Source organism: Aeromonas sp. MdU4 (assembly GCF_041929505.1).
Lineage (GTDB): Bacteria > Pseudomonadota > Gammaproteobacteria > Enterobacterales > Aeromonadaceae > Aeromonas.
Map to the genome: position 1 here is coordinate 119,257 of NZ_JBHFMW010000032.1, position 21,923 is coordinate 141,179.

At 59.3% G+C, this 21,923-nt stretch carries 17 protein-coding genes; 12 read left to right on the forward strand and 5 right to left on the reverse strand.

The features are described from left to right. Window positions 1-75 precede the first annotated feature (75 nt). Window positions 76-2,517 (forward strand): EAL domain-containing protein, encoded by a 2,442-nt coding sequence (locus tag ACE1BR_RS19630; protein WP_374873236.1) that lies wholly within the window; start codon window positions 76-78, stop codon window positions 2,515-2,517. Between the two features lie 52 nt (window positions 2,518-2,569). On the opposite strand, the gene ACE1BR_RS19635 is transcribed toward ACE1BR_RS19630, so the two are convergent. Further along, entirely contained in the window at window positions 2,570-2,848 is a 279-nt protein-coding gene (locus tag ACE1BR_RS19635) for a hypothetical protein (RefSeq protein ID WP_374873238.1), read from the reverse strand. A 168-nt stretch (window positions 2,849-3,016) separates the two neighbouring features. Here ACE1BR_RS19635 and acs point away from each other — a divergent pair, with 168 nt between their 5' ends. From acs to ACE1BR_RS19670, 7 genes are all read left to right on the forward strand, one after another. Further along, window positions 3,017-4,963, forward strand: coding sequence for an acetate--CoA ligase (acs, locus tag ACE1BR_RS19640; protein ID WP_374873240.1), 1,947 nt, complete (start codon window positions 3,017-3,019; stop codon window positions 4,961-4,963). Window positions 4,964-5,248: 285 nt separating this feature from the next. After that, the gene (gene aroQ / locus ACE1BR_RS19645; protein WP_374873242.1) at window positions 5,249-5,698 is read left to right on the forward strand and encodes a type II 3-dehydroquinate dehydratase; all 450 of its coding nucleotides are present in this window, start codon (window positions 5,249-5,251) and stop codon (window positions 5,696-5,698) included. Window positions 5,699-5,734: 36 nt separating this feature from the next. Beyond that, window positions 5,735-6,187 carry an acetyl-CoA carboxylase biotin carboxyl carrier protein gene (accB, locus tag ACE1BR_RS19650; RefSeq protein ID WP_374873243.1) on the forward strand — a complete coding sequence of 151 codons (453 nt, stop codon included), beginning with the start codon at window positions 5,735-5,737 and terminating at the stop codon, window positions 6,185-6,187. A gap of 15 nt (window positions 6,188-6,202) precedes the next feature. Then, window positions 6,203-7,543, forward strand: coding sequence for an acetyl-CoA carboxylase biotin carboxylase subunit (gene accC, locus ACE1BR_RS19655; protein ID WP_374873245.1), 1,341 nt, complete (start codon window positions 6,203-6,205; stop codon window positions 7,541-7,543). A 162-nt stretch (window positions 7,544-7,705) separates the two neighbouring features. Further along, window positions 7,706-7,969 (forward strand): YhdT family protein, encoded by a 264-nt coding sequence (locus ACE1BR_RS19660; protein WP_374873247.1) that lies wholly within the window; start codon window positions 7,706-7,708, stop codon window positions 7,967-7,969. Further along, on the forward strand, window positions 7,959-9,416 hold the full coding sequence (panF, locus tag ACE1BR_RS19665; RefSeq protein ID WP_374873249.1) for a sodium/pantothenate symporter: 1,458 nt from the start codon (window positions 7,959-7,961) through the stop codon (window positions 9,414-9,416). The genes ACE1BR_RS19660 and panF overlap by 11 nt, the downstream gene beginning before the upstream one ends. Before the next feature lie 89 nt (window positions 9,417-9,505). Further along, on the forward strand, window positions 9,506-10,933 hold the full coding sequence (locus tag ACE1BR_RS19670; protein ID WP_374873251.1) for a PTS transporter subunit EIIC: 1,428 nt from the start codon (window positions 9,506-9,508) through the stop codon (window positions 10,931-10,933). 1 nt (window position 10,934) lies between these two features. On the opposite strand, the gene ACE1BR_RS19675 is transcribed toward ACE1BR_RS19670, so the two are convergent. Next, a complete protein-coding gene (locus ACE1BR_RS19675) occupies window positions 10,935-11,807 on the reverse strand; it encodes a LysR family transcriptional regulator (RefSeq protein ID WP_374873253.1) in 873 nt (290 codons plus the stop codon). A gap of 100 nt (window positions 11,808-11,907) precedes the next feature. Here ACE1BR_RS19675 and ACE1BR_RS19680 point away from each other — a divergent pair, with 100 nt between their 5' ends. From ACE1BR_RS19680 to ACE1BR_RS19690, 3 genes are all read left to right on the forward strand, one after another. After that, the gene (locus ACE1BR_RS19680) at window positions 11,908-12,924 is read left to right on the forward strand and encodes a zinc-binding alcohol dehydrogenase family protein (RefSeq protein WP_374873255.1); all 1,017 of its coding nucleotides are present in this window, start codon (window positions 11,908-11,910) and stop codon (window positions 12,922-12,924) included. 538 nt (window positions 12,925-13,462) lie between these two features. Continuing rightward, window positions 13,463-14,341, forward strand: a complete 879-nt coding sequence (gene prmA / locus ACE1BR_RS19685) for a 50S ribosomal protein L11 methyltransferase (protein ID WP_374873257.1) — start codon at window positions 13,463-13,465, stop codon at window positions 14,339-14,341. A gap of 218 nt (window positions 14,342-14,559) precedes the next feature. Next, window positions 14,560-15,534, forward strand: a complete 975-nt coding sequence (locus tag ACE1BR_RS19690) for a D-2-hydroxyacid dehydrogenase family protein (RefSeq protein ID WP_374873259.1) — start codon at window positions 14,560-14,562, stop codon at window positions 15,532-15,534. A gap of 70 nt (window positions 15,535-15,604) precedes the next feature. Here the strand turns inward: ACE1BR_RS19690 and ACE1BR_RS19695 are convergent, their stop codons facing one another. The 3 genes from ACE1BR_RS19695 to ACE1BR_RS19705 form a co-directional block, all read right to left on the reverse strand. Then, window positions 15,605-16,684 (reverse strand): methyl-accepting chemotaxis protein, encoded by a 1,080-nt coding sequence (locus ACE1BR_RS19695; protein WP_374873261.1) that lies wholly within the window; start codon window positions 16,682-16,684, stop codon window positions 15,605-15,607. A gap of 470 nt (window positions 16,685-17,154) precedes the next feature. After that, the gene (locus ACE1BR_RS19700) at window positions 17,155-17,703 is read right to left on the reverse strand and encodes an NAD(P)H nitroreductase (protein ID WP_374873263.1); all 549 of its coding nucleotides are present in this window, start codon (window positions 17,701-17,703) and stop codon (window positions 17,155-17,157) included. Between the two features lie 104 nt (window positions 17,704-17,807). Then, on the reverse strand, window positions 17,808-19,835 hold the full coding sequence (locus tag ACE1BR_RS19705) for an FAD-dependent oxidoreductase (protein ID WP_374873265.1): 2,028 nt from the start codon (window positions 19,833-19,835) through the stop codon (window positions 17,808-17,810). 209 nt (window positions 19,836-20,044) lie between these two features. Between ACE1BR_RS19705 and sppA the strand changes: the two genes are divergently transcribed. Beyond that, complete coding sequence (gene sppA, locus ACE1BR_RS19710; RefSeq protein WP_374873267.1) at window positions 20,045-21,889, forward strand: signal peptide peptidase SppA; 1,845 nt, start codon at window positions 20,045-20,047, stop codon at window positions 21,887-21,889. Window positions 21,890-21,923: the final 34 nt, after the last annotated feature.

The window sequence follows — 21,923 nt, forward strand, 5'->3', positions numbered from 1 at the left end:
TGAAACGCCCTTAAAACCGTTCGTGCCATACTAAAAACCGACGCAAGTGATAAATCAATCAATGCCGAGGTCATCATGGATGGGAAACCCTTTGACGCCGAGACACTATTGACACAGCTGTCAGATCACTCGGTTCTGGAACAGCTGATGGATAACGCGCCCCTGGGGATCGGCGTATTTGACCGCGACTTTCGCTACCGCAAGGTCAATCAGGTGCTGGCTGACATCAACGGCAAGACCATAGAAGAGCATCAGGGCAAACACCTCAGCGAGGTCGTGCCCAAACTGGCCCCCACTCTGGAACCCATGTTCCAGCAGATAATGCGCAGCGGCATTCCCTACGTGGATATCGCCATCACGGGCCAAACGGCGGCGTACGACAGCAGCTCCCGACGCTTTCAGGCTACCTACAGTCCGATGCGTGATGACAAGGGGGAGCTCAGCGGCATCCTCGCTATCGTGCGGGATATCACCGAACAGTACGAAACCGAGCAACGGCTGCAGTTGGCCATGCGGGCGGCACAAATTGGTGTGTGGGAGTGGCACGTCAAAGAGGACAGATTACTGTTCGACGGTCAGATTGAGCCACTGCTGGGTATCCAGGCTCACCTGTTCCACGGTGGCATTCAGACCTTCATCGACTGTTTTGAACCGGCTTCAGGCGACCAGCTCAAGGCTGCCTTGCAGGGTTTTGACCCCATCCACCTCACCCTGAGTTACATGACCAGCCTCAAGGAGCGCCACTGGGTCGATATCCATGCCGACCATGTGCCCGCCACAGAATCCGTTGGCCATAGAGTCATGGGGGTGATCCACAATGCCACCGCCCGCCGCCGCCAGGAGGAGCGACTCCATCAGGCCAACGTGGTCTTCGACACCACCGCCGAGGGGATCATCATTCTCGACAGCGAGCACCACATTCTCTCGGTCAACCCGGCCTTCACCATGCTGACCCAATATGATGCTGAAGAGGTGATAGGACGGACACCGGATATCATCATGCACCCGAAACGTTACACTGAGCTCGACTATCCTTGGCACCACCTGCGCCCCGGCAACAACGCCTGGCACGGTGAAATGGTCTGCCTGCGCAAGGACGGCAGCTACTTCTCCTCCTGGCAGCAAATCAGCGCGGTGTATGACAACTTCAACAACACCACCCACTATGTGATTGCCCTCTCCGACATCAGTGCCATCCGCAAGGTCGAAGCGGAGCTGAACCATCTCGCCTATCACGACCCCCTGACCGAGTTGGGCAACCGCCACCTCCTGCAGGAGCGGCTCACCCTGGAGTTGAAGACCGCAAAACTCAATCACAAGCAGCTAGGGCTGCTCTTTATCGATCTGGATGGTTTCAAGCTGATTAATGACAGCCTGGGCCACAGCGTTGGCGACCAACTGCTAAAACGACTGGCCGAGCGGATCCGTTGCTGCCTGCAGCACAATGACCTGGCCACACGCCTTGGCGGCGACGAGTTTCTGGTGCTGATCCCCTATCTGGAGCAACCTGACGAGCTGGCGAAACTCGCCAGCACCCTGCTCACTATCTTGCGTGAGCCGGTGGAGCTTGCCCACGATCTGGTCGCCATCTCAGCCAGCATCGGCATCGCCATCTATCCGGATCATGCCGACACCCCTGAAACCTTGATCAGCGCCGCAGACAGCGCCATGTATGAAGCCAAAAGCCAGGGGCGCAACGGTTATCAGTTTTATAGCCCGAGCATGGCAGCCAGCGCCCGTGAACGGATGCATATCGAACAGGGGTTGCTCAAGGCTCTGGAGCAGGAACAGCTCTGCATCTTCTATCAACCCATGACCAATCTTGCCAATGGCGACCTGAGCGGGCTGGAAGCACTGGTACGCTGGCAACACCCGAATGAGGGGATCATCGCCCCGACTCGATTCATCCCGGTCGCGGAAGAGTGCGGTCTGATCGAAAAAATCGGGGGGTGGGTGATGCGTAACGCCTGTGAGCAAGGGCAGTTCTGGCTGGCCGCAGGGCTACCGGTGCCCCGCTTGTCGGTCAACGTATCAGTGCGGGAGATGCGCTCTCCCGGCTATGTAGAGCGGGTTGCCACCATTCTGACCGAGACGGGATTTCCACCAGAGCGGCTGGAGATCGAAGTAACGGAGAGCATCATCCAGCGGGTCGATCAGAGTCTGGAGCTCTTTACTCGCCTGAAAAATCTGGGAGTACAAATTGCCATCGACGACTTTGGCACCGGCTTCTCCTCCCTGAGTCTGCTCAAGACCTTGCCCATCGATCGCATCAAGATCGACCGCGCTTTCGTGCAGGCACTACCAGAAGACAAAAATAGTCGGGAGCTATGCCGCACCATCATCAATCTTGCTGACAGTCTGGGAATGGAGGTCACCGCGGAAGGAATCGAAACCTGGGAACAGCAACATTTCCTGCAGTCCCTCAACTGTGGCGAAGGACAGGGATACCTGTTCAGTAAACCACTGCAGGTCGAGCGGATGCATGAACACCTGCATCATCGCGAGTCAATGCAATAGCCGCCCGGACTCAACAAGATCAGGTGGTAAGCAATCGGGCAAAACGCTCGATTTACTTACCCAGAGTCAGTGCTGCCATGCTCCCGTCATCACGCTCGTTGAGCATGCGAGCAAGGGGAGAGTTTTCCGGATAACGGCTGCCTGGTTCGCTGAAAGAGAGACGGGCCCCCGGTTTCTGCTCCAGCAATGAGGATTCAAGCTGGCTGGCCACCTGCTCGCGCAATGAGGGCGGTGCCTCTTCATGGGTAATCACAAACTCTTTTTCGAACCGCTCCGCAGGGAGCGGTGCGTCAAACGGCCAGAGAGAGGCGCTCAGTAAAAGAGAAAGCATCGGCATCTCCATCGTGCAAAAGGCCTTTTTAACCAAACTGAACGAGTTTGTCACCCTTGGCGCAGTAACCCGAATGTTGCCGTCTATCCAAAAGTCTAATTGCCCCCACCCGCCAAAGGTATAAGTTGTTACTTAATCATTAAAAGAATGTATTCAAAGGAGTGAGTAATGAGCGAGAGCAAGGTCTACCCGGTCAAACCCCATATCAGCAACAGTGCCCTGCTCGACAAGGGCGACTATGCAGCCATGTATCAAGCCTCCATCGAGGATCCCGATACATTCTGGGGTGAGCAGGGGAAAATCCTCGACTGGATGAAGCCCTACACCAGGGTCAAGAACACCTCCTATGATCCGGGCCACGTCTCCATCAAATGGTATGAAGACGGCCAGCTCAACGTCTCCGCCAACTGCCTCGATCGCCATCTCGCCGAACGGGGCGACAAGGTTGCCATCATCTGGGAAGGGGACAACCCCGCCGAAGATCGCAAACTCACTTACCGCGAGTTGCACGCCGAAGTGTGCAAATTTGCCAACGTATTGAAAACTCAGGGGGTGCACCGCGGCGATGTGGTCTGCCTCTATATGCCCATGGTGCCCGAGGCAGCCGTCGCCATGCTGGCTTGCACCCGCATCGGCGCGGTACACAGCATAGTGTTCGGCGGCTTCTCGCCGGAAGCGTTGGCCGGTCGCATCATCGACTCCGGTGCCCGCATCGTGATCACTGCCGACGAGGGGCTCCGTGGCGGCCGTCCTGTACCGCTCAAGAAGAACGTGGATGAAGCGCTCACCAACCCGGATACCCAGGTCAACAAGGTGATCGTGCTCAAACGCACCGGTGGCAATGTCGCCTGGCACAACCACCGCGACATCTGGTGGCACGAAGCGACCGCTGCCGTCAGCAGCGACTGCCCGCCCGAGGCGATGAATGCCGAAGATCCGCTCTTTATCCTCTATACCTCCGGCTCCACCGGCAAACCCAAAGGGGTGCTGCACACCACCGGTGGCTATCTGGTCTACGCCACCCTTACCTTCAAATATGTGTTCGACTACCACGAAGAGGACATCTACTGGTGTACCGCCGACGTGGGCTGGGTCACCGGTCACTCCTATCTGGTCTACGGGCCGCTTGCCAACGGTGCCACCACCATCATGTTCGAAGGGGTGCCCAACTACCCGGCCACCAACCGCATGAGCCAGGTGGTGGACAAGCATCAGGTCACCATCCTCTATACCGCACCGACCGCCATCCGCGCCCTGATGGCCAAGGGCAATGAAGCGGTCATCGGCACCTCGCGCCAGAGCCTGCGCATCATGGGGTCAGTGGGTGAACCCATCAACCCGGAAGCCTGGGAGTGGTACTACCGTACCATTGGCGACGAGCGCTGCCCCATCGTCGATACCTGGTGGCAGACCGAGACTGGCGGCATCCTCATCACCCCGCTGCCCGGAGTCACCGACCTCAAGCCCGGCTCCGCCACCAAGCCGTTCTTCGGCGTACAGCCTGCACTGGTCGACAACATGGGCGAACCGCTGGAGGGAGCTACCGAGGGTAACCTGGTGATCACCGACTCCTGGCCGGGTCAGATGCGCACAGTGTTCGGCGATCACGAGCGCTTCGAGCAGACCTACTTCTCCACCTTCCCGGGTCGCTACTTCACTGGCGACGGTGCTCGTCGCGATGCTGATGGCTACTACTGGATCACCGGACGGGTGGATGATGTACTGAACGTCTCCGGCCACCGCATGGGTACCGCCGAAATTGAATCGGCGCTGGTGGCCCATCCCAAGATCGCCGAAGCGGCGGTGGTGGGGGTACCGCACGAGATCAAGGGTCAGGGCATCTACGCCTATGTCACCCTGATCGCCGGGGAAGAGCCGAGCCGAGAGCTGCACAAAGAGGTGAAGGAGTGGGTGCGCAAGGAGATCGGCGCCATCGCCACGCCGGACGTGATCCACTGGGCCGAGGGGCTGCCGAAAACCCGTTCAGGCAAGATCATGCGGCGAATTCTGCGCAAGATCGCCACCGGCGAGACCGACAGTCTGGGGGATATCTCCACCCTGGCGGATCCGGGGGTGGTGGACAAGCTGATCCGCGAGAAGTCGGAAGCAGCCTGATCGCCTGCCAACTCACGTTCAAAGCCGGCCTCGTGCCGGCTTTGTTGTCTCTGCAGCAGTGCCAACGGCCTGCGCTGCAGACGCTGGACGCCCAGGGCCGAAGAGCTCAATAAATAGCCAGATGTAGAGATTAGACCAGTAAAATGCTGCTAATTTTCACGAAATCAATATAATTGCGAAATCTGTGTGCCAGGGCACACCGATTTGCGCAGAAAATGGCTAGATTTCTGGTAGTCCACAAGATAGCTGACAGATAGCAGCATTATCATCGAGGATGCACTCAATATGTCGCAAAATCACCGAATTCTCCTGCTCAACGGACCAAACCTGAATCTGCTGGGCAAACGGGAACCGGGTATCTACGGCAGCAAGACGCTTGATGAGATCGTCGCCGATCTGAAGCTTAACGCCAGCGAACTCGGTGTCACTCTGGAACATCTGCAATCCAACGCCGAACATGAGTTGGTCAGCCGCATCCATCAGGCCATGGGCCAGGTGGATTTTATCATCATCAATCCAGCCGCCTTCACCCACACCAGTGTCGCCATTCGCGATGCGCTGCTGGGCGTTGCCATCCCTTTTATCGAGGTTCACCTGTCAAACGTCCATGCCAGGGAGCCGTTCCGTCATCACTCCTATCTGTCTGATGTCGCCAAAGGGGTCATTTGTGGTCTGGGGGCCGATGGCTACCAATTCGCTTTAACCGCGGCCGCGCACCATCTGCGCGCGGCTTGATAATCACTGATCAGATAAAGAAGAAAGAGAATGCTAATGGATATCCGCAAAATCAAGAAGCTGATTGAACTGGTTGAAGAGTCCGGCATCGCCGAACTGGAGATCTCCGAAGGTGAAGAGTCTGTTCGCATCAGCCGCAACTTCTCCGGTCAGGTGACCACCGCCATGCCGCAGATGATGATGCAGCAAGCCGCTCCGGTTGTCGCATCTGCCGCCCCGGTTGCTGCGGCCCCGGCTGCCGATGCTGCGCCGAGCGGTCACCTGATGCGCTCCCCGATGGTTGGTTCCTTCTACCGTTCCTCCAGCCCGGAAGCCAAGCCGTTCGTGGAAGTGGGTCAGCAAGTCAATGTCGGTGACACCCTGTGCATCGTCGAAGCCATGAAAATGATGAACCAAATCGAGTCTGACAAGGCCGGTGTGATCAAAGCGATCCTGGTTGAAAATGGTCAGGCCGTCGAATTTGACGAGCCGCTGTTCATCATCGAATAAGGGAAATCGCCACCCATGTTGGACAAAGTAGTCATCGCCAACCGCGGTGAAATTGCCCTGCGGATCCTGCGCGCCTGTAAAGAGCTCGGGATCAAGACAGTGGCCGTTCACTCCACCGCCGACCGGGAGCTCAAACATGTGCTGCTGGCCGACGAATCCATCTGTATCGGCAAACCGGCCAGTACCGACTCCTACCTCAATGTGCCAGCCATTATCGCGGCCGCCGAGGTAACCGGTGCCGTGGCTATCCACCCGGGTTACGGCTTCCTCTCCGAGAACGCCGATTTCGCCGAAGTGGTCGAAAAATCAGGCTTCGTCTTCATCGGCCCGCGCGCCGAGACCATTCGCCTGATGGGTGACAAGGTCTCCGCCATCGAGGCGATGAAGAAGGCGGGCGTACCTTGCGTACCGGGCTCTGACGGCCCCGTCGACAACGACGCCAAACGCAACGCAGCCATTGCCAAGCGCATCGGTTATCCGGTGATCATCAAGGCCGCCGGTGGCGGTGGTGGTCGCGGCATGCGCGTAGTACGCAACGAAGCCGAGCTGGCGGGTGCCATCGCCCTGACCAAATCCGAAGCAGGCCAGTTCTTCAAGAACGACATGGTCTACATGGAGAAGTACCTGGAGAACCCGCGCCACATCGAAATTCAGGTGTTGGCAGACGGCCAGGGCAACGCCCTCTATCTGGGCGAGCGTGACTGCTCCATGCAGCGTCGCCACCAGAAAGTGGTGGAAGAGGCGCCAGCTCCGGGCATCACTGCCGAAATGCGCAAGTTCATCGGCGAGCGCTGTGTACGCGCCTGTATCGAGATCGGCTACCGTGGTGCGGGTACTTTCGAGTTCCTGTACGAGAACGGCGAGTTCTATTTCATCGAGATGAACACCCGTATCCAGGTTGAGCATCCGGTCACCGAGATGGTCACCGGTATCGATCTGATCAAGGAGCAGCTGCGCATCGCCGCCGGTCAGCCCCTGTCGATCACCCAGCAGGATATCCGCATCCGTGGCCACGCCATCGAGTGCCGGATCAACGCCGAAGATCCATCCACCTTCATGCCCTCTCCGGGTCTGGTGCAGCGCTTCCACGCGCCGGGTGGCCTGGGCGTACGCTGGGACTCCCACATATACGCCGGTTACAAGGTACCGCCCCACTACGATTCGATGATCGGCAAGCTGATCTGCTACGGCGAAAATCGTGACATCGCCATTGCCCGCATGCGCCATGCGCTGGACGAACTGGTGGTGGAAGGGATCAAGACCAACGTACCGTTGCAAAAAGAGATCATGAAGGACGAAAACTTCCAGCACGGTGGTACCAATATCCACTACCTGCACAAGAAGCTGGGTCTATAAGATCTCGCAGGCAGAACAATCACTTCCGGCCGGATAGCAGTACTCTGCCACTCCAAAATCCCACCGGAAGCTGACCTCACAAGAGGTTTCTGCTGAAAAAGGGCCATGGCGACATGGCCCTTTTTTGTTATCCTTGCGCCCCTCAATTTGTCGGAGGCCAAGGTGAACCGTTTCGCTCTCGCCCGCCGGGAAGCAGCTTTCTGTCTGCTGCTGACCCTGCTCTACTTCTTTGCCTGGTATGGCACCGCCTATTTTATCCCGCTCCAGCTGGAGTTATGGGGGCTACCGCTGTGGTTCCTGCTCAGCTGCATGGTGATGCCACTGCTGTTCATTCTGCTCTGCGCCCTGATGGTCAGCCGTCTCTTCGTCGAGATCCCGCTCGATACCCTGCCTCTTGCCAGCAAGGAGACATCCCATGAATCTTGAGCTGATGCTGCCGCTCTTTATCTATCTGGCACTGGTGCTGGGGGTCGGCTTTTGGGCCAGCCGCCATCGCGCCGAAGGCAACTTCGTGCAGGAGTACTTCATCGGCAACCGCAGCATGGGCGGGCTGGTACTGGCGATGACCCTGGTGGCCACCTACACCTCGGCCTCCTCCTTTATCGGCGGGCCGGGCGCCGCCTACAAGATTGGTCTGGGCTGGGTATTGCTGGCGATGATCCAGCTGCCCACCGTCTGGCTCACCCTCGGGGTTCTGGGCAAAAAGTTCGCCATCATTGCCCGCCGGGTCAATGCGGTGACCATCAACGACATGCTGTGGGCACGCTACCAGAGCAAGGCGGTGGTGATCCTCGGCTCCGTCACCATCATCCTCGCCTTTATCGCCACCATGGTGGTGCAGTTTATCGGCGGCGCCCGCCTGCTGGAGACCGCCACCGGCCTCTCCTACCAGCAGGGGCTGATGCTGTTTGCCAGCTGCGTGCTGCTCTACACCATCATCGGCGGCTTCCGTGCCGTGGTGATGACCGATGCCCTGCAGGGGATCATCATGCTGATTGGCACCGGCGCCCTGCTGGCGGGGATTCTGATCGCCGGTGACGGCCTGCCGAACCTCATCCATCAGCTCAAGGAGATCGATCCCAAACTGGTCAGCCCGCAAGGGGCCGATGACATGCTGACCCAGCCCTTTATGCTGAGCTTCTGGATCCTGGTCTGTGTCGGGGTGGTGGGTCTGCCCCACTCGGCACTGCGCTGCTTTGGCTATCGCGACAGCAAGGCACTCCATCGTGGCATTCTGATCGGCACCGTGGTCAGTGCCCTGCTGATGTTCGGCATGCATCTGGCTGGCGCCCTGGGCCGCGCCATCCTGCCCGGCATGGACAGTCCGGACAAGATCATGCCCTCCCTGATGATGGAGGTGCTGCCCCCCTGGCTGGCCGGAGTCTTTCTGGCGGCACCGATGGCGGCCATCATGTCCACCATCGACTCCCAGCTGATCCAGGCCTCCGCCACTCTGGTGAAGGATCTCTACCTCAACTACCTCAGCCCGAAGCAAGAAAAGCTGGAGGTGCGCATCCCCCGCCTCTCCCTGCTCTGCACCCTGATCCTCGGTACCCTGGTGCTACTGGCAGCGTTGCAACCGCCCGAGATGATCATCTGGCTCAACCTGCTCGCCTTTGGCGGCTTGCAGGCGGTGTTCCTTTGGCCGCTGGTGCTCGGCCTCTACTGGTCGCGGGCCAACGGCCCCGGTGCACTGGCCAGCATGGTCAGCGGCATCGTCAGCTATGGCGTGCTGAGTCAGTGGGGGATCAAGCTGGCTGGTCTGCATGCCATCGTGCCAAGCCTTGCTCTGGCGCTGGTGGTCTTCGTGGTGGTGAGCCTGCTGACTGCAGCCCCCTCGCGAGAAGTGCGGGAACTTTTCGAGCAGAAATAATAAAAAGATAAGAGAAGGGTTCCAAAACTATCCCCAAATGGGTGTTTTCCGGTTAAACTGTGCGCCAAGTCACAAAAAGTAGCCGCTGTATGCCCGTTAAAGCCACTCGACAAGTCGTTACACAAGCCCTGCAGCGGCTCGGTTATGCCCTGCTGCTGCCCGTCTCCATCCTGCCGATGGCGGCGTTGATCTACCGGCTTGGGCAGCCCGACGTGCTCGATTTGGCTGTGCTCTCCCTCACCGGTCAGGCGATCTTCAGCCAGATGCCGCTCATCTATGCGGTAGCTATCGCCTTTGGCCTGAGTCGGCAAGAGCTGGGCGGACAGACGCTGGCGGGGGCGGTCAACTTTCTGCTGCTCAGTACCGCGTTCAATACCCTGGCCCCCAACCTGCACGCCGACATGATCTGCGGCCTGCTGGCGGGGCTCACCACCGCCATCATCTATCCCTGGGTACACCAGCAGAAACTGCCTGGCTGGCTGCAGATCGCCAAGGGGGAGTTTCCCTGCCTGCTGGCATCGGCACTGGCCTGCCTGCTGCTCGCCATTCCCCTCGCGCTGCTCTGGCCGCCACTGGAGCGCGGACTGACCCTGCTCACCTCGGAGCTGCTCACCACACCGTTTGGCGCATTCTGCTACGGCGTGCTGAACCGGCTGCTGATCCCGCTCGGTCTGCATCAAGTGCTGGGCAGCGTCATCGGCCTTGGCGAGAGCAACCTGCAAGCGCTGGCCGCAGCACAACCGCTTCATGAAGGGTACGTGGCCGGTCTTTACCCCATCATCATGTTCGGTCTGCCGGGCGCCTGTTTTGCCATCTGGCTGCACCGCCAACGGATGCAACGGCTGCCGCAAGGCGGGCTGCTGCTCACCCTGGCGCTCACCTCGGCACTGGTGGGCATCACCGAGCCCATCGAGTTTCTGTTCGCCTTCACCGCCCCCTGGCTGTTTCTGGCCCACGCTCTGCTGACCGGGCTGTCGCTGGCAGTCTGTAGCGGGCTGGGGATCAAGGTGGGCAGTTACTTCTCCGCCGGTCTGCTGGATCTGGTGCTGAGCTATCAATCCGGCGAGCACAGCTTCTGGCTTATTCCGGTCGGTATCCTGTTCTTCGTCGCCTACACCCTGCTCTTTTATCAGCTGCTGGAACGCGCCCCCCTCAGCATGCCGAGCAAGCCGATCGCCAAGGAGCACCCGCGCCTCGCCAGCGTTGCCCCCTCCGACCCGCAGATGCTGGCGATCCAGTATCTCAAGGTGCTCGGCGGGATGGACAACCTGCAAGCAATGAGCGTCTGCCTCACCCGGCTCAGCCTGCGGGTGCGCGATATTTCGCTGGTGGAGCAATCCCGTCTGCTGGGTCTGGGTTGCCTCTCCTGGATCCAGCTCAACGACCACCAGCTGGTACTGGTGCTGGGCCCCAGCGCCAGCCTGATTGAAGGGCAGATCCGCATGCTGGCGGAGCGCCAGTCGGTGCCCCTTGGCCTCAAACCCAATCAGGAGTCGGCCAGCCAGAGCAGCTGGTAACTCAGGCGAACGGCAACCGTTCGGCCACGAAATCCATCAGGGTGCGCAAGGCGGGAGCCAGATGTTCCCGACTCGGATAGATAAGGTAAAACGGGTTGGCCGGAATCGGCTGATCCGGCAACACCTTCTGCAATCGGCCCGCAGCCAGATCCCCCTCGCAGACATGGTGGGGCAGCAAGGCAATCCCCCCGTCATTTAGCGCCATCTCCCGCAGTGCCAGCAAGCTGTTGCTGACACAGGCCCCCTGCGGCCGCCAGCCCCCCTCCTGCAATGGCCACACCGGCATGGCCGAGTGCACCAGACAGGCATAACGGCCCAGCTCGCTCAGCTGTTGCGGCATGCCGTGGGCAGCCAGATAGGCAGGTGCCGCCACCAGATGACGTGCCACCTGACCGATGCGCCGACAGATAAGGCTGGAGTCTTTCAGCGGCGCCGCCCGCAGCGCCAGATCGTAACCCTCCCCCACCAGATCGAGCTGCTCATCACTAAGGGTCAGCTCCAGCACCACCTCGGGGTAAAGGGCGCGAAACTCGGCGAGGATCCGGCCAAGCAGCAGGGTGCCGGTCGCCTCTGGAGCGGTGATCCGCACCCGACCTGCCGGGGCCGAGCGCAGCCGTGCCATCGCCAGATTGGCGCTGCGAGCCAGTGCCAGTAGTCCCTGACAGTGCTCTACATAGAGCTCCCCCTGCGGCGTCAGGCTCAACCTGCGGGTGGTGCGCTGTAACAGCCGCACCCCGAGCTGGGCTTCGAGCCGCGAGATCTTCTGGCTCACCGACGACTTGGGCATGCCAAGCAGATCGGCGGCCCGGGTAAAGCTCCCCTGCTCCACCACGGTGGCGAACAGTCCCATCAACTCCAGATCGACATTGTTCATATATTCAAACAGTCTTTACCGATTACCCACCTTAATCTTGATAATCAACCAGACTAGAGTGAGTGGCAATCCCGAACACAGCGATTTGAAAGGAATAACCATGAAAGCCATTGCCCTGACTCACTACCTGCCAAGCGACCACCCTGACTGCTTTATCGCCGCCAACCTGGCCGATCCCGTCCCGGGCCCGCGGGATCTGCTGGTGCGCGTCACCGCCACCTCCGTCAATCCGGTGGATACCAAGGTGCGATCCCCCAAGGCCAAAATTGAAAGCTCTCCCCGGGTGCTGGGCTGGGATGCAGTGGGGGAAGTGATCGCCACCGGCAGCGAAGTGACCCTGTTCAAGGCGGGCGACCGGGTCTGGTATGCCGGCGACATCAGCCGCTCGGGCAGCAACAGCGCCCTGCAACTGGTGGATGAACGCATCACCGCCATCGCCCCCACTAGCTTGAGCGATGTGGAGGCCGCCGCCCTGCCGCTGACCGCCATCACCGCCTGGGAGACCCTGTTCGAGCGCTTTGGCCTCAGCCGCGAGAGCCGTGGCAAGCTGCTGATCATCGGCGGCGCCGGTGGCGTGGGTTCCATCGCCATCCAGCTCGCCCGCCAGCTCACCGGCATGGAGGTAATTGCTACCGCTTCCCGCCCCGAGAGTCGCGACTGGTGCCTCGAGATGGGCGCTCATCAGGTCGTGAGCCACCACAAGTTGCAGGAGGAGCTGACCGCCCTTGGCATCACTCAGGTCGATGCCATCTTCTGCACCAACGCCACTGCCGAGCACTGGGCCACCATGGCGGGGCTGATCCGCCCGTTTGGCCATATCTGTACCATCGCCGAATCAAGCGAGCCGTGGGATCTCTCCTTGCTCAAGAGCAAAAGCGTTACCTTCAGCCAGGAGTTCATGTTCACCCGCTCCCTGTTCCAGACTCCGGATATGATCGAACAGCACCGCCTGCTCGGGCGGGTGGCGGCACTGGTCGATGAAGGGGTATTGCAGACCACCCTGACCAGAACCATCCCCTCGCTGACCCCGGTCACACTGGCTCAGGCTCACGCCGAGGTGGAAGCGGGCCGCATGGTCGGCAAGCTGGTGATCGACATGAGCGACTTTGCCAACTAAGCCCTCAAACGCACCATGATGGGATAAGTTCCCCAAGGGGATGCCCCAAGCAGGCACAACCAGCGGCACTCATGCCAGCCAGTGGCAGGCCAACGTCCGGCAACCAGCCAAAAAAGAGGCCATTTCGCGAGAAATGGCCTGAATACCTGAACATTGGGGTAACAATCACACACATATCCTTATGCAGGACATATTAGTCTTTGCATCTGGTGTGCCAACAGCCGCATGAATGCGCCAAAACGGCGCCAGCCCGTCCTTGAGCGAGGTGTCGACCTTGCTCTTTTTTGTCTGGCAGAGTTTTTACCGGACAAACAAGCACAGATAAAAAAATGCCACCCGAGGAGGGTGGCAGTGAAAGATGACGGAACTTGAGCAAAGCGTTCAGCGAAAACCGGTCGTCTTCGCCTGCATAGAGCAATACAGGAACCGTGCCAACCCGGCAAAATCCCCCATATCCCCCACATCATGGGCAAACCACGACAGCACAGCCCCATGATGATAGAATCTCGCGGTTTCACATTTATGAAGAGTCGACGCCATGCCCTGGATACAAATTCGAATCAACGCCACTGCCAAGACCGCAGACAAGGTGAGCAACATGCTGCTGGGGCGTGGAGCCCAGGCTGTGACCTTTATGGATGCCAAGGATGTGCCCGTCTACGAACCCATGCCCGGTGAAACTCCGCTCTGGGGCGAGACCGAAGTGATGGGTCTGTTCGATGCCGAAACCGATCCGGCCCCCACCATCGCCTTCTTCCAGCAGATCTTCGGCGAAAACGTCGGCTACAAGGTCGAGCAGCTGGAAGACAAGGACTGGGTACGCGAGTGGATGGATCACTTCCACCCCATGCAGTTTGGCGAGCGCCTCTGGATCTGCCCGAGCTGGCGCGATGTGCCAAACCCAGATGCAGTCAACGTCATGCTGGATCCGGGCCTGGCCTTCGGTACCGGTACCCACCCCACCACCGCACTCTGCCTGCAGTGGCTGGATGGTCTGGACCTGACCGGTAAAACCGTGGTCGACTTTGGTTGTGGCTCCGGCATTCTCGGCATCGCCGCCCTGAAACTGGGAGCGGCCCGCGTCATCGGCATCGACATCGACCCGCAAGCCATTCAGGCCAGTCACGACAACGCCGAGCGTAACGGCGTTGCGGGCCAGATCGAACTCTACCTGCCGGCCGACCAGCCGCAGGATGTCGAAGCGGACGTAGTGGTCGCCAACATCCTGGCCGGTCCGCTGCGCGAACTGGCACCGCTTATCGCCGGACACGGCAAGCCGGGCAGCCTGATGGCCCTCTCCGGCGTGCTGGAGAGTCAGGCGCCAGAGCTGGAAACCATCTACGGCCAATGGTTCGACATGGATCCGACCGCAGTCAAGGAGGAGTGGTGCCGCCTCTCCGGCCGCAAGCACGGCTAAGCACAGTCAGCATTAACGCCGACCTCATACCATCAGGGCTCCCGTTCGGGGGCCCTGATTGTTTTGGCCTGCCAACCCCACCTCCGTTGAGGCGCACCGTCGATATGAGGAGGCTTGAAGGCAACACGGCACTCCTCGAGCGTACCCATTCGAGGGCACAGCCCACCTGTTTCCGATAAGATGGATGCCTAACTAAACGCTATCGAGAGGGATTTCTTATGCGGATTGCCATTCTGGATGATTATCAGGATCAGGTACGCCATCTCCCCTGCTTTGCCCTGCTGGCAGGTCATGAGGTCATCATTCTCAACCAGAGCGAACCGGATCCGGCGCAACTTGCCGCCAAGCTGACAGGCGTGGAAGCGCTGGTGCTGATCCGCGAACGCACCCGCATCGACGAACAGCTGCTGATACAGCTTCCCACCCTTAAACTGATCAGCCAGACCGGCAAGATCAGCCAGCATCTCGACCCTGCCTTATGCCAACGCCATGGCGTAGCCATCGCCGAGGGGATCGGCAGCCCGGTGGCGCCCGCCGAGCTCTGCTGGGCACTGATCATGGCCGCCTCGCGCCATATTCCAGCCTACTGCAGCGCCCTGACCCATGGCGAGTGGCAGCAGTCTGGTCCACTTGGCTTGGGCCGTACCCTGCAGGGGTTAACCTTGGGTATTTGGGGTTATGGCAAAATCGGTAAACTGGTGGCCGGTTACGGCCAGGCCTTTGGCATGTCAGTGCTGGTCTGGGGCAGCGAGGCCTCGCGCAGACAAGCAGAGCAGGATGGCTATGCCAGCGCGACCAGCAAAGAGGCGTTCTTTAGTCAGGCCGATATCCTCTCACTGCATCTGCGTCTAAACGAAGCAACCCGCGGCTGTGTTCACCGGGCCGATCTCGCCCTGATGAAAGCGGACTCCCTGCTGGCCAACATCAGCCGGGCCGAACTTATCGAGCCGGGTGCTCTCCATGCCGAACTCACCGCCCATCCGACCAAGCGAGCAGCACTCGATGTCTTTGCTTCCGAACCCGCGACACCAAAAAGCGAGCCCCTGCTGCGTCTGCCCAACGTCTTGGCGACACCTCATCTGGGCTATGTGGAACAACACAGCTATGAACTCTACTTTCGAGTGGCATTCGAGAATGTACTGGCCTTTGCCGCAGACAAAGCCCAAGACCTGATAACACCGACAGCGCAGTAACCATTATTTTAAGAAAGATAACCGCCAGGCTGTTAATTCGGATCAGGGGAGCAAACCTCCCCTTGACTGATTAAACCTCTCCGAGCAAACGGTCGATGCAATTAACCACCTGCATGCTGGCACTCTCCATGGCATCAAGTTCGGCAACCATTGTTTTGATATCGCCCTGCTGCCTGGCTTGCAACGCAGCTTTACCACTTTCGTGAACCCGCTGATGGGGCTCATCCAGTTCGCGAAAAGCCGAACAATGGCCAAACAGCTGAGCCCCATATCCCTCAAAATACCATTTACCAAGCCGACATTCGGTGTGTCCGCTAACAGGTTCATTAAACGTCTGCTGCTCAATCTGACGATAGATGGCGCTCTTCCAAACCACGTGATCCAGCTTTGTGGTATTGAGAAACGAGGTAGTGGCTGCACGGTGAATCACCTCCTGCATCTCACCGGATTGCACCAACACCTTTGCGACGACAGAATCGATCTGGGATGATGAGGTAGCAATCTCGTCAGCACTGACCTGATTATCATCAATGATCGACTTGATACTCTGTGCCTGACTGACAATTTGATTTACCAGCACCTCAATCTGACTGCTCGACTCATGAGCATTGCGTGCCAACTGCCTGACTTCATCAGCTACAACGGCAAAACCTCGGCCAGCCTCTCCGGCACGCGCAGCCTCAATTGCCGCATTCAATGCCAGTAAGTTGGTCTGAGCAGAAATCCCCTGAATGGCGGTGACAAACTGATTGATAGCCGAGGTGGTGACATCCAGCTGACTAACGGCAGCAAGGCTTTGCTGTGCCTCTTCCTTGATGATTTGCGCTCTCGTGGTCAAACTGCCAATGGCACTGCGGGTCTGGGTAAATAACTGCTCAAGTTCGCCCAGCGCCTGTTTCTCATCCATCAGATGGGCAGCACTCCCGGCAAGGGCCTCCCTAATCGTCAGCAACATCTCCCCGCCACGGTTCTGACAAGAAAGCACCTGACTATAGAGATCGCCGCTCACCCTTCCCGTTTGCTGCGACCTCTCATACTCGGTACATATGACCCGCAACTCCTCCAACTCCTTTTGATGCTGCTGCACCTGAAGTCTCAGTAATTCTTTAAGATGCTGGTTCTCGGTTTTCAACTTGCGATTAAACCACATGCTACCTCCGCGATATTTTGGAATGCATGTAGGCACCCCGATGAAAGAACAACTTCTTTTGCATTATCTGTCTTCCATCAAATCACTGAACCCCCAACTATCTAATCAGAGACTAAAAATTGACCTCCTTCACAAAATTTTGATTACAAAAAAATAAAGCCCAATGTCACAAGGACGTTGGGCTGTAAAAAGGTGCTACGGAATTGCGACTCTCATCGCAGAAAAACTTAGAAGGTATGCCCTTCTAAACTGGCAAGGGAATAATAGCGGATGCGCAAACGTTTTACATAGTGAAACAGGCCAGGATTGCGAGGTATATCGCACTCTTTAAATAATTAGCTGCTATGGTGGACAAACCCCTTTTGTGCCATTTATTTTCCATACCAACTCTGGTTACTATTCACGGTTAGACAGTAAAAACCCGATTTATCGAGGAATTACTGGTCTCAAGCGCAACAAACCAGAAAAAATCAGAAGCGGTGGACAAACTGGTCGATGGGCAGTTCGCGCAGCTTGCGCGCCTCCAGCATGGGGGTGCCGAGGTAGAGGAAACCCACCAGCTGATCTTCTGCCGCCAGCCCCAGCCCCTTGTTGATCTGCTCGTCGAAGATGAACCAGCCGGAGCGCCAGATGCCGTTGAAGCCCTGCGCCTGCGCCGCCATCTGCATCGCCATCACGGCGCAGCCAGCTGAGAGCTCCTGCTCCAGTTTCGGCACCTTGGGGTGAGCCTGATAGCGGGTCGCCACCGCGATGACCAGCGGAGCCCGCAGCGGCGCTTCACTGCACTTTTTGATGCTCTCTTCATCCTCGCCACGGACACGGGCCGCGTCCGCCAGTAGGCTACCCAACCGTTCACGCCCCTCCCCTTCAAACAGAATGAATTGCCAGGGGGTCAAAGTGCCGTGATCCGGCGCGCGCAGTCCCGCCTTCAAAATATTGTCGAGCACCTCGCCGGCAGGAGCGGGATCGGCGAGACGGCCACAGGAGTGGCGGTTGAGCAGCAGGGTCAGGGCATCCATGGGCAATTCCTTCTTGGGCAATGATGGCGCTACCTTAGCACAGCGCCGAATGAAGAAAACCCCTGAGGCTCAGGGGTTTATCTCATCGATGATGGCGGGAGGCGCTAGATGACAGCGGCCAGTTCGGCGCCCTGTCTGATCGCCCGCTTGGCATCCAGTTCGGCAGCCACATCGGCACCACCGATGATATGCACTGGCTTGCCAGCGGCCTGCAGACCGGCCTGCAACTCCTTGAGGGGCTCTTGTCCGGCGCAGATGATCACCTGATCCACCGGCAGGCACTGCTGCTTGTCGCCCACCTGGATATGGAGCCCGTCGTCATCGATGCGCAGGTACTGCACGCCGGAGAGCATCTCCACCTTGCGGTTCTTGAGTACGGTACGGTGGATCCAGCCAGTGGTCTTGCCAAGGCCGTCGCCTACCTTGCTCTCCTTGCGCTGGAGCAGCCAGATCTGGCGCTCGGGCGCATCGACTTCAGGAGTGGTGAGGCCACCGCGCTCGCCGAGTTGCTTGTCGATGCCCCACTCCTTGAGCCAGTGATCACGGTGGCTCCCGGCATCTGTCTCAACCCTTTTCTCCACAAGGAATTCGGCCACATCGAAGCCGATGCCGCCAGCGCCGATCACCGCCACCTTCTCGCCGACCGGCTTGTGATCCCGCAATACATCGAGGTAATTCAATACCTTGGGATGCTCGATCCCCGGAATATTGGGAGTACGCGGACGGATGCCGGTGGCGAGGATCACCTCGTCAAAGCCGCCGCCGAGCAGGCTCTCGGCACTCTGGCGCTGGCCGAGGTAGAGCTCGACGCCACACTTCTCCAACCGCTTGGCAAAATAGCGCAGGGTCTCGTAGAACTCCTCCTTGCCCGGGATCTGCTTGGCAAAGTTGAACTGGCCGCCAATCTCGCTCGCCTGATCGAACAGGCTCACCTGATGACCGCGCTCGGCAGCGTAGCAGGCAAACGCCAGCCCGGCCGGACCCGCACCCACCACTGCCAACTTTTTGGGCTGCGGCACGCGACCAAACGTCAGCTCGGTCTCGAAACAGGCACGGGGATTGACCAGACAGGAGGCGCGCTTCTGTTTGAAGACATGATCAAGGCAGGCCTGATTGCAGGCGATGCAGGTGTTGATCTCGTCCGCCCTGTCTTCGGCCGCCTTGATGACAAATTCAGGGTCTGCCAGGAAGGGGCGCGCCATGGAGACCATGTCCGCCTCGCCGCCCGCCAGAATACGCTCGGCCACCTCGGGAGTGTTGATCCGGTTGGTGGTGATAAGTGGCACCTTGAGATGCTTTTTCAGCTCGGCTGTGACCCAGCTGAAGGCACCGCGCGGCACGCTGGTGGCAATGGTGGGAATGCGCGCCTCGTGCCAGCCGATGCCGGTGTTGATGAGGGTCACCCCCACCGCTTCCAGCGCTTTGCCAAGGGCTATCACCTCTTCCAGGGTCGAGCCCTGCTCCACCAGATCCAGCATGGAGAGGCGGAAGATAATGATGAAGTCAGTGCCGACTCGCTCGCGGATGGCGCGCACTATCTCCACCGGGAAGCGCATCCGTTTCTCGACGCTGCCACCCCAGCCATCGCTGCGCTGGTTGGTGCGCTCGCAGATGAACTGGTTGATGAGATAGCCTTCCGAGCCCATCACCTCGACCCCGTCATAACCGGCCGCCTTGGCCAGTGCTGCAGTGGCGGCGAAGTCGCGGATGGTGCCACGGATCTGTCGCTCGCTCATGGCGCGCGGCTTGAATGGGGAGATAGGGGCCTTGAGGGAGCTTGGCGCCAGACTGAACGGATGATAGGCGTAGCGGCCCGCATGGAGGATCTGCAGCGCAATCTTGCCCCCCTCCTGATGCACGGCGCGGGTCACCTTCTTGTGCTTGCTCACCTGCCAGGGAAAGCTCAGCTGGGAGCCGTGAGGCACCAGCCGTCCGCGCAAGTTGGGGGCGATGCCGCCAGTGACGATAAGACCGACGCCACCGCGGGCGCGCTCGGCGTAGAAGGCAGCCAGCTTGTCAAAACCGCCCTTCTCCTCTTCAAGGCCGGTATGCATGGAACCCATCAGCACACGGTTGCGCAGTTGGGTGAAGCCGAGATCGAGCGGGGTCAGCAGGGTTGGGTAACGACTCACGACGCCTCCAGTTAATTTTTTGTTATCAAACTGCAGCTAGAGTAAAGAATCGAAAATGCTTTTTCAAACAATTGTTTGGATGATTTTTCAGCGAACAGCCGTGCCCTGAACGAAGTTGGCCGGTAACTTGGTGCTGAAAATGGCAATTGAGGGAACAACTGGTTAATAATGAGCCCTCTTTAACCCATTAACAGGGCGATAACTCGACTATGTCTATCTTCAAAGGTCTGGGTTGGCTGTTCCGCACGCTGTGGCGCCTGCTCAATTTCACCCGGCTGATGCTGGTCAATCTGCTGTTTCTCGTACTGGTGCTGGTCATCGTCTACAGCGTTGGCCAGAAAGAGGCGCCAGAGACGCCCATCGAAGGCGCTCTGACCCTCAACCTCAACGGTATGCTGGTGGAACAGCGCAGCACGACCGATCCCACCTCGCAGCTGCTGCGCCAGATGGACAACAGCGACGAGCAGCCGAGCGAGATCCTTCTCTCCGACCTGCTGTGGGCCATTCGCAGCGCCAAGGATGACGATCGCATCAAGGCGCTGGTGATCAAGCCGCAAGGGCTGCAGGGCACCAGCTTCTCCAAACTGCAGGAGGTGGCTGCCGCCATCGACGAGTTCAAGGAGAGCGGCAAGCCGGTTATCGCCATGGCCGACTTCTATAGCCAGGGCCAATACCTGCTGGCGGCCCATGCCGATCACGTGCTGCTCAACCAGAGCGGCGCCGTGGTGATCGAGGGGCTTGGCGTCTACCAGACCTACTTCAAGTCGGCGCTGGAGAAGCTCAACATCACCCCGCACGTGTTCAAGGTCGGTACCTACAAATCCTTCGTCGAGCCCTATACCCGCGACGAGATGTCCCCCGAGAGCAAGGAGGCGAACCAGCGCTGGCTGGATCAGCTGTGGCAATTCTATGTAGCCGACGTAGCCGAGCAGCGCGAAATCGAACCGGATGCCGTGGCGCCGGGCAAGGATCGCTTCCTCGAGCTGCTGCGCAAGGCCGGTGGCAACGCCGCCAACTACGCCCTCGACAACGGGCTGGTGGATCAGCTGGCGACCCGCGACGAGATGAGCCAGGCGGTCATCAAGGAAGTGGGCGAGAGCGACGACCACGGCTGGAAAGGGGTTGGCCTGAAAGAGTATCTGGCCGCCATCCCGGATCAATATCCCCAGAGCGGCAAGGATGAAGTGGGTCTGGTAGTCGCCAGCGGCGCCATCATGGATGGTGTCCAGCCTGCCGGCACCATCGGCGGCGATACCCTCTCCGACCTGCTGGCCGACGCTCGCCGCGATGACAAGGTGAAAGCCGTGGTACTGCGGGTCGACAGCCCGGGTGGCAGCGCCTTCGCCGCCGAGCAGATCCGCGCCGAGCTGCTGGCCCTGAAGCAGGCTGGCAAGCCGGTAGTGATCTCCATGGGCAGCTACGCCGCTTCCGGTGGCTACTGGATCTCTGCCGATGCGGACAAGATCTTCGCCTCCCCGACCACCCTCACCGGCTCCATCGGGGTATTCGGCATGTTCGCCACCATCGACAAGGCGCTCTCCCAGTACGGCATCCACACCGACGGCGTCGGCACCACCGACTATGTCGGCGTCGGCCTGACCCGCGCCCTGCCGGAACACGTCGGTCAGGCGATCCAGCTGAGCGTCGAGGATACCTACCAGCGCTTCGTCGGTCTGGTCAGCAAGGGCCGCGGCCTGAGCCAGGAAGAGGCGGAGAAAGCGGCTGAAGGTCGCGTCTGGACTGGCGAGGATGCCAAAGCGCTCGGTCTGGTGGATGAGTTCGGCAACCTCAATGACGCCATCAAGGCCGCTGCCGAGCTGGCCAACCTCAAGGAGTGGCAGGTGACTTCCATCGAGCAAGAGGAGTCCACCCGCGACAAGTTCCTGCGCCAGCTGTTCGACAGCAGCGCCCGCGTACTTGCCCCGCAGCTGCAGAGCTGGCTGCCGGCTGGTTTTGGCAAGGCGCTGACCGAGGTGAACCGCAGCCTCGACCCGCTAACCCGCTTCAACGACCCGCAAGGCACCTACGCCTTCTGCCCGGTCTGCGTGCCATAACAGTGCTGCAAACGAAGCAATAAAAAACGGCGAC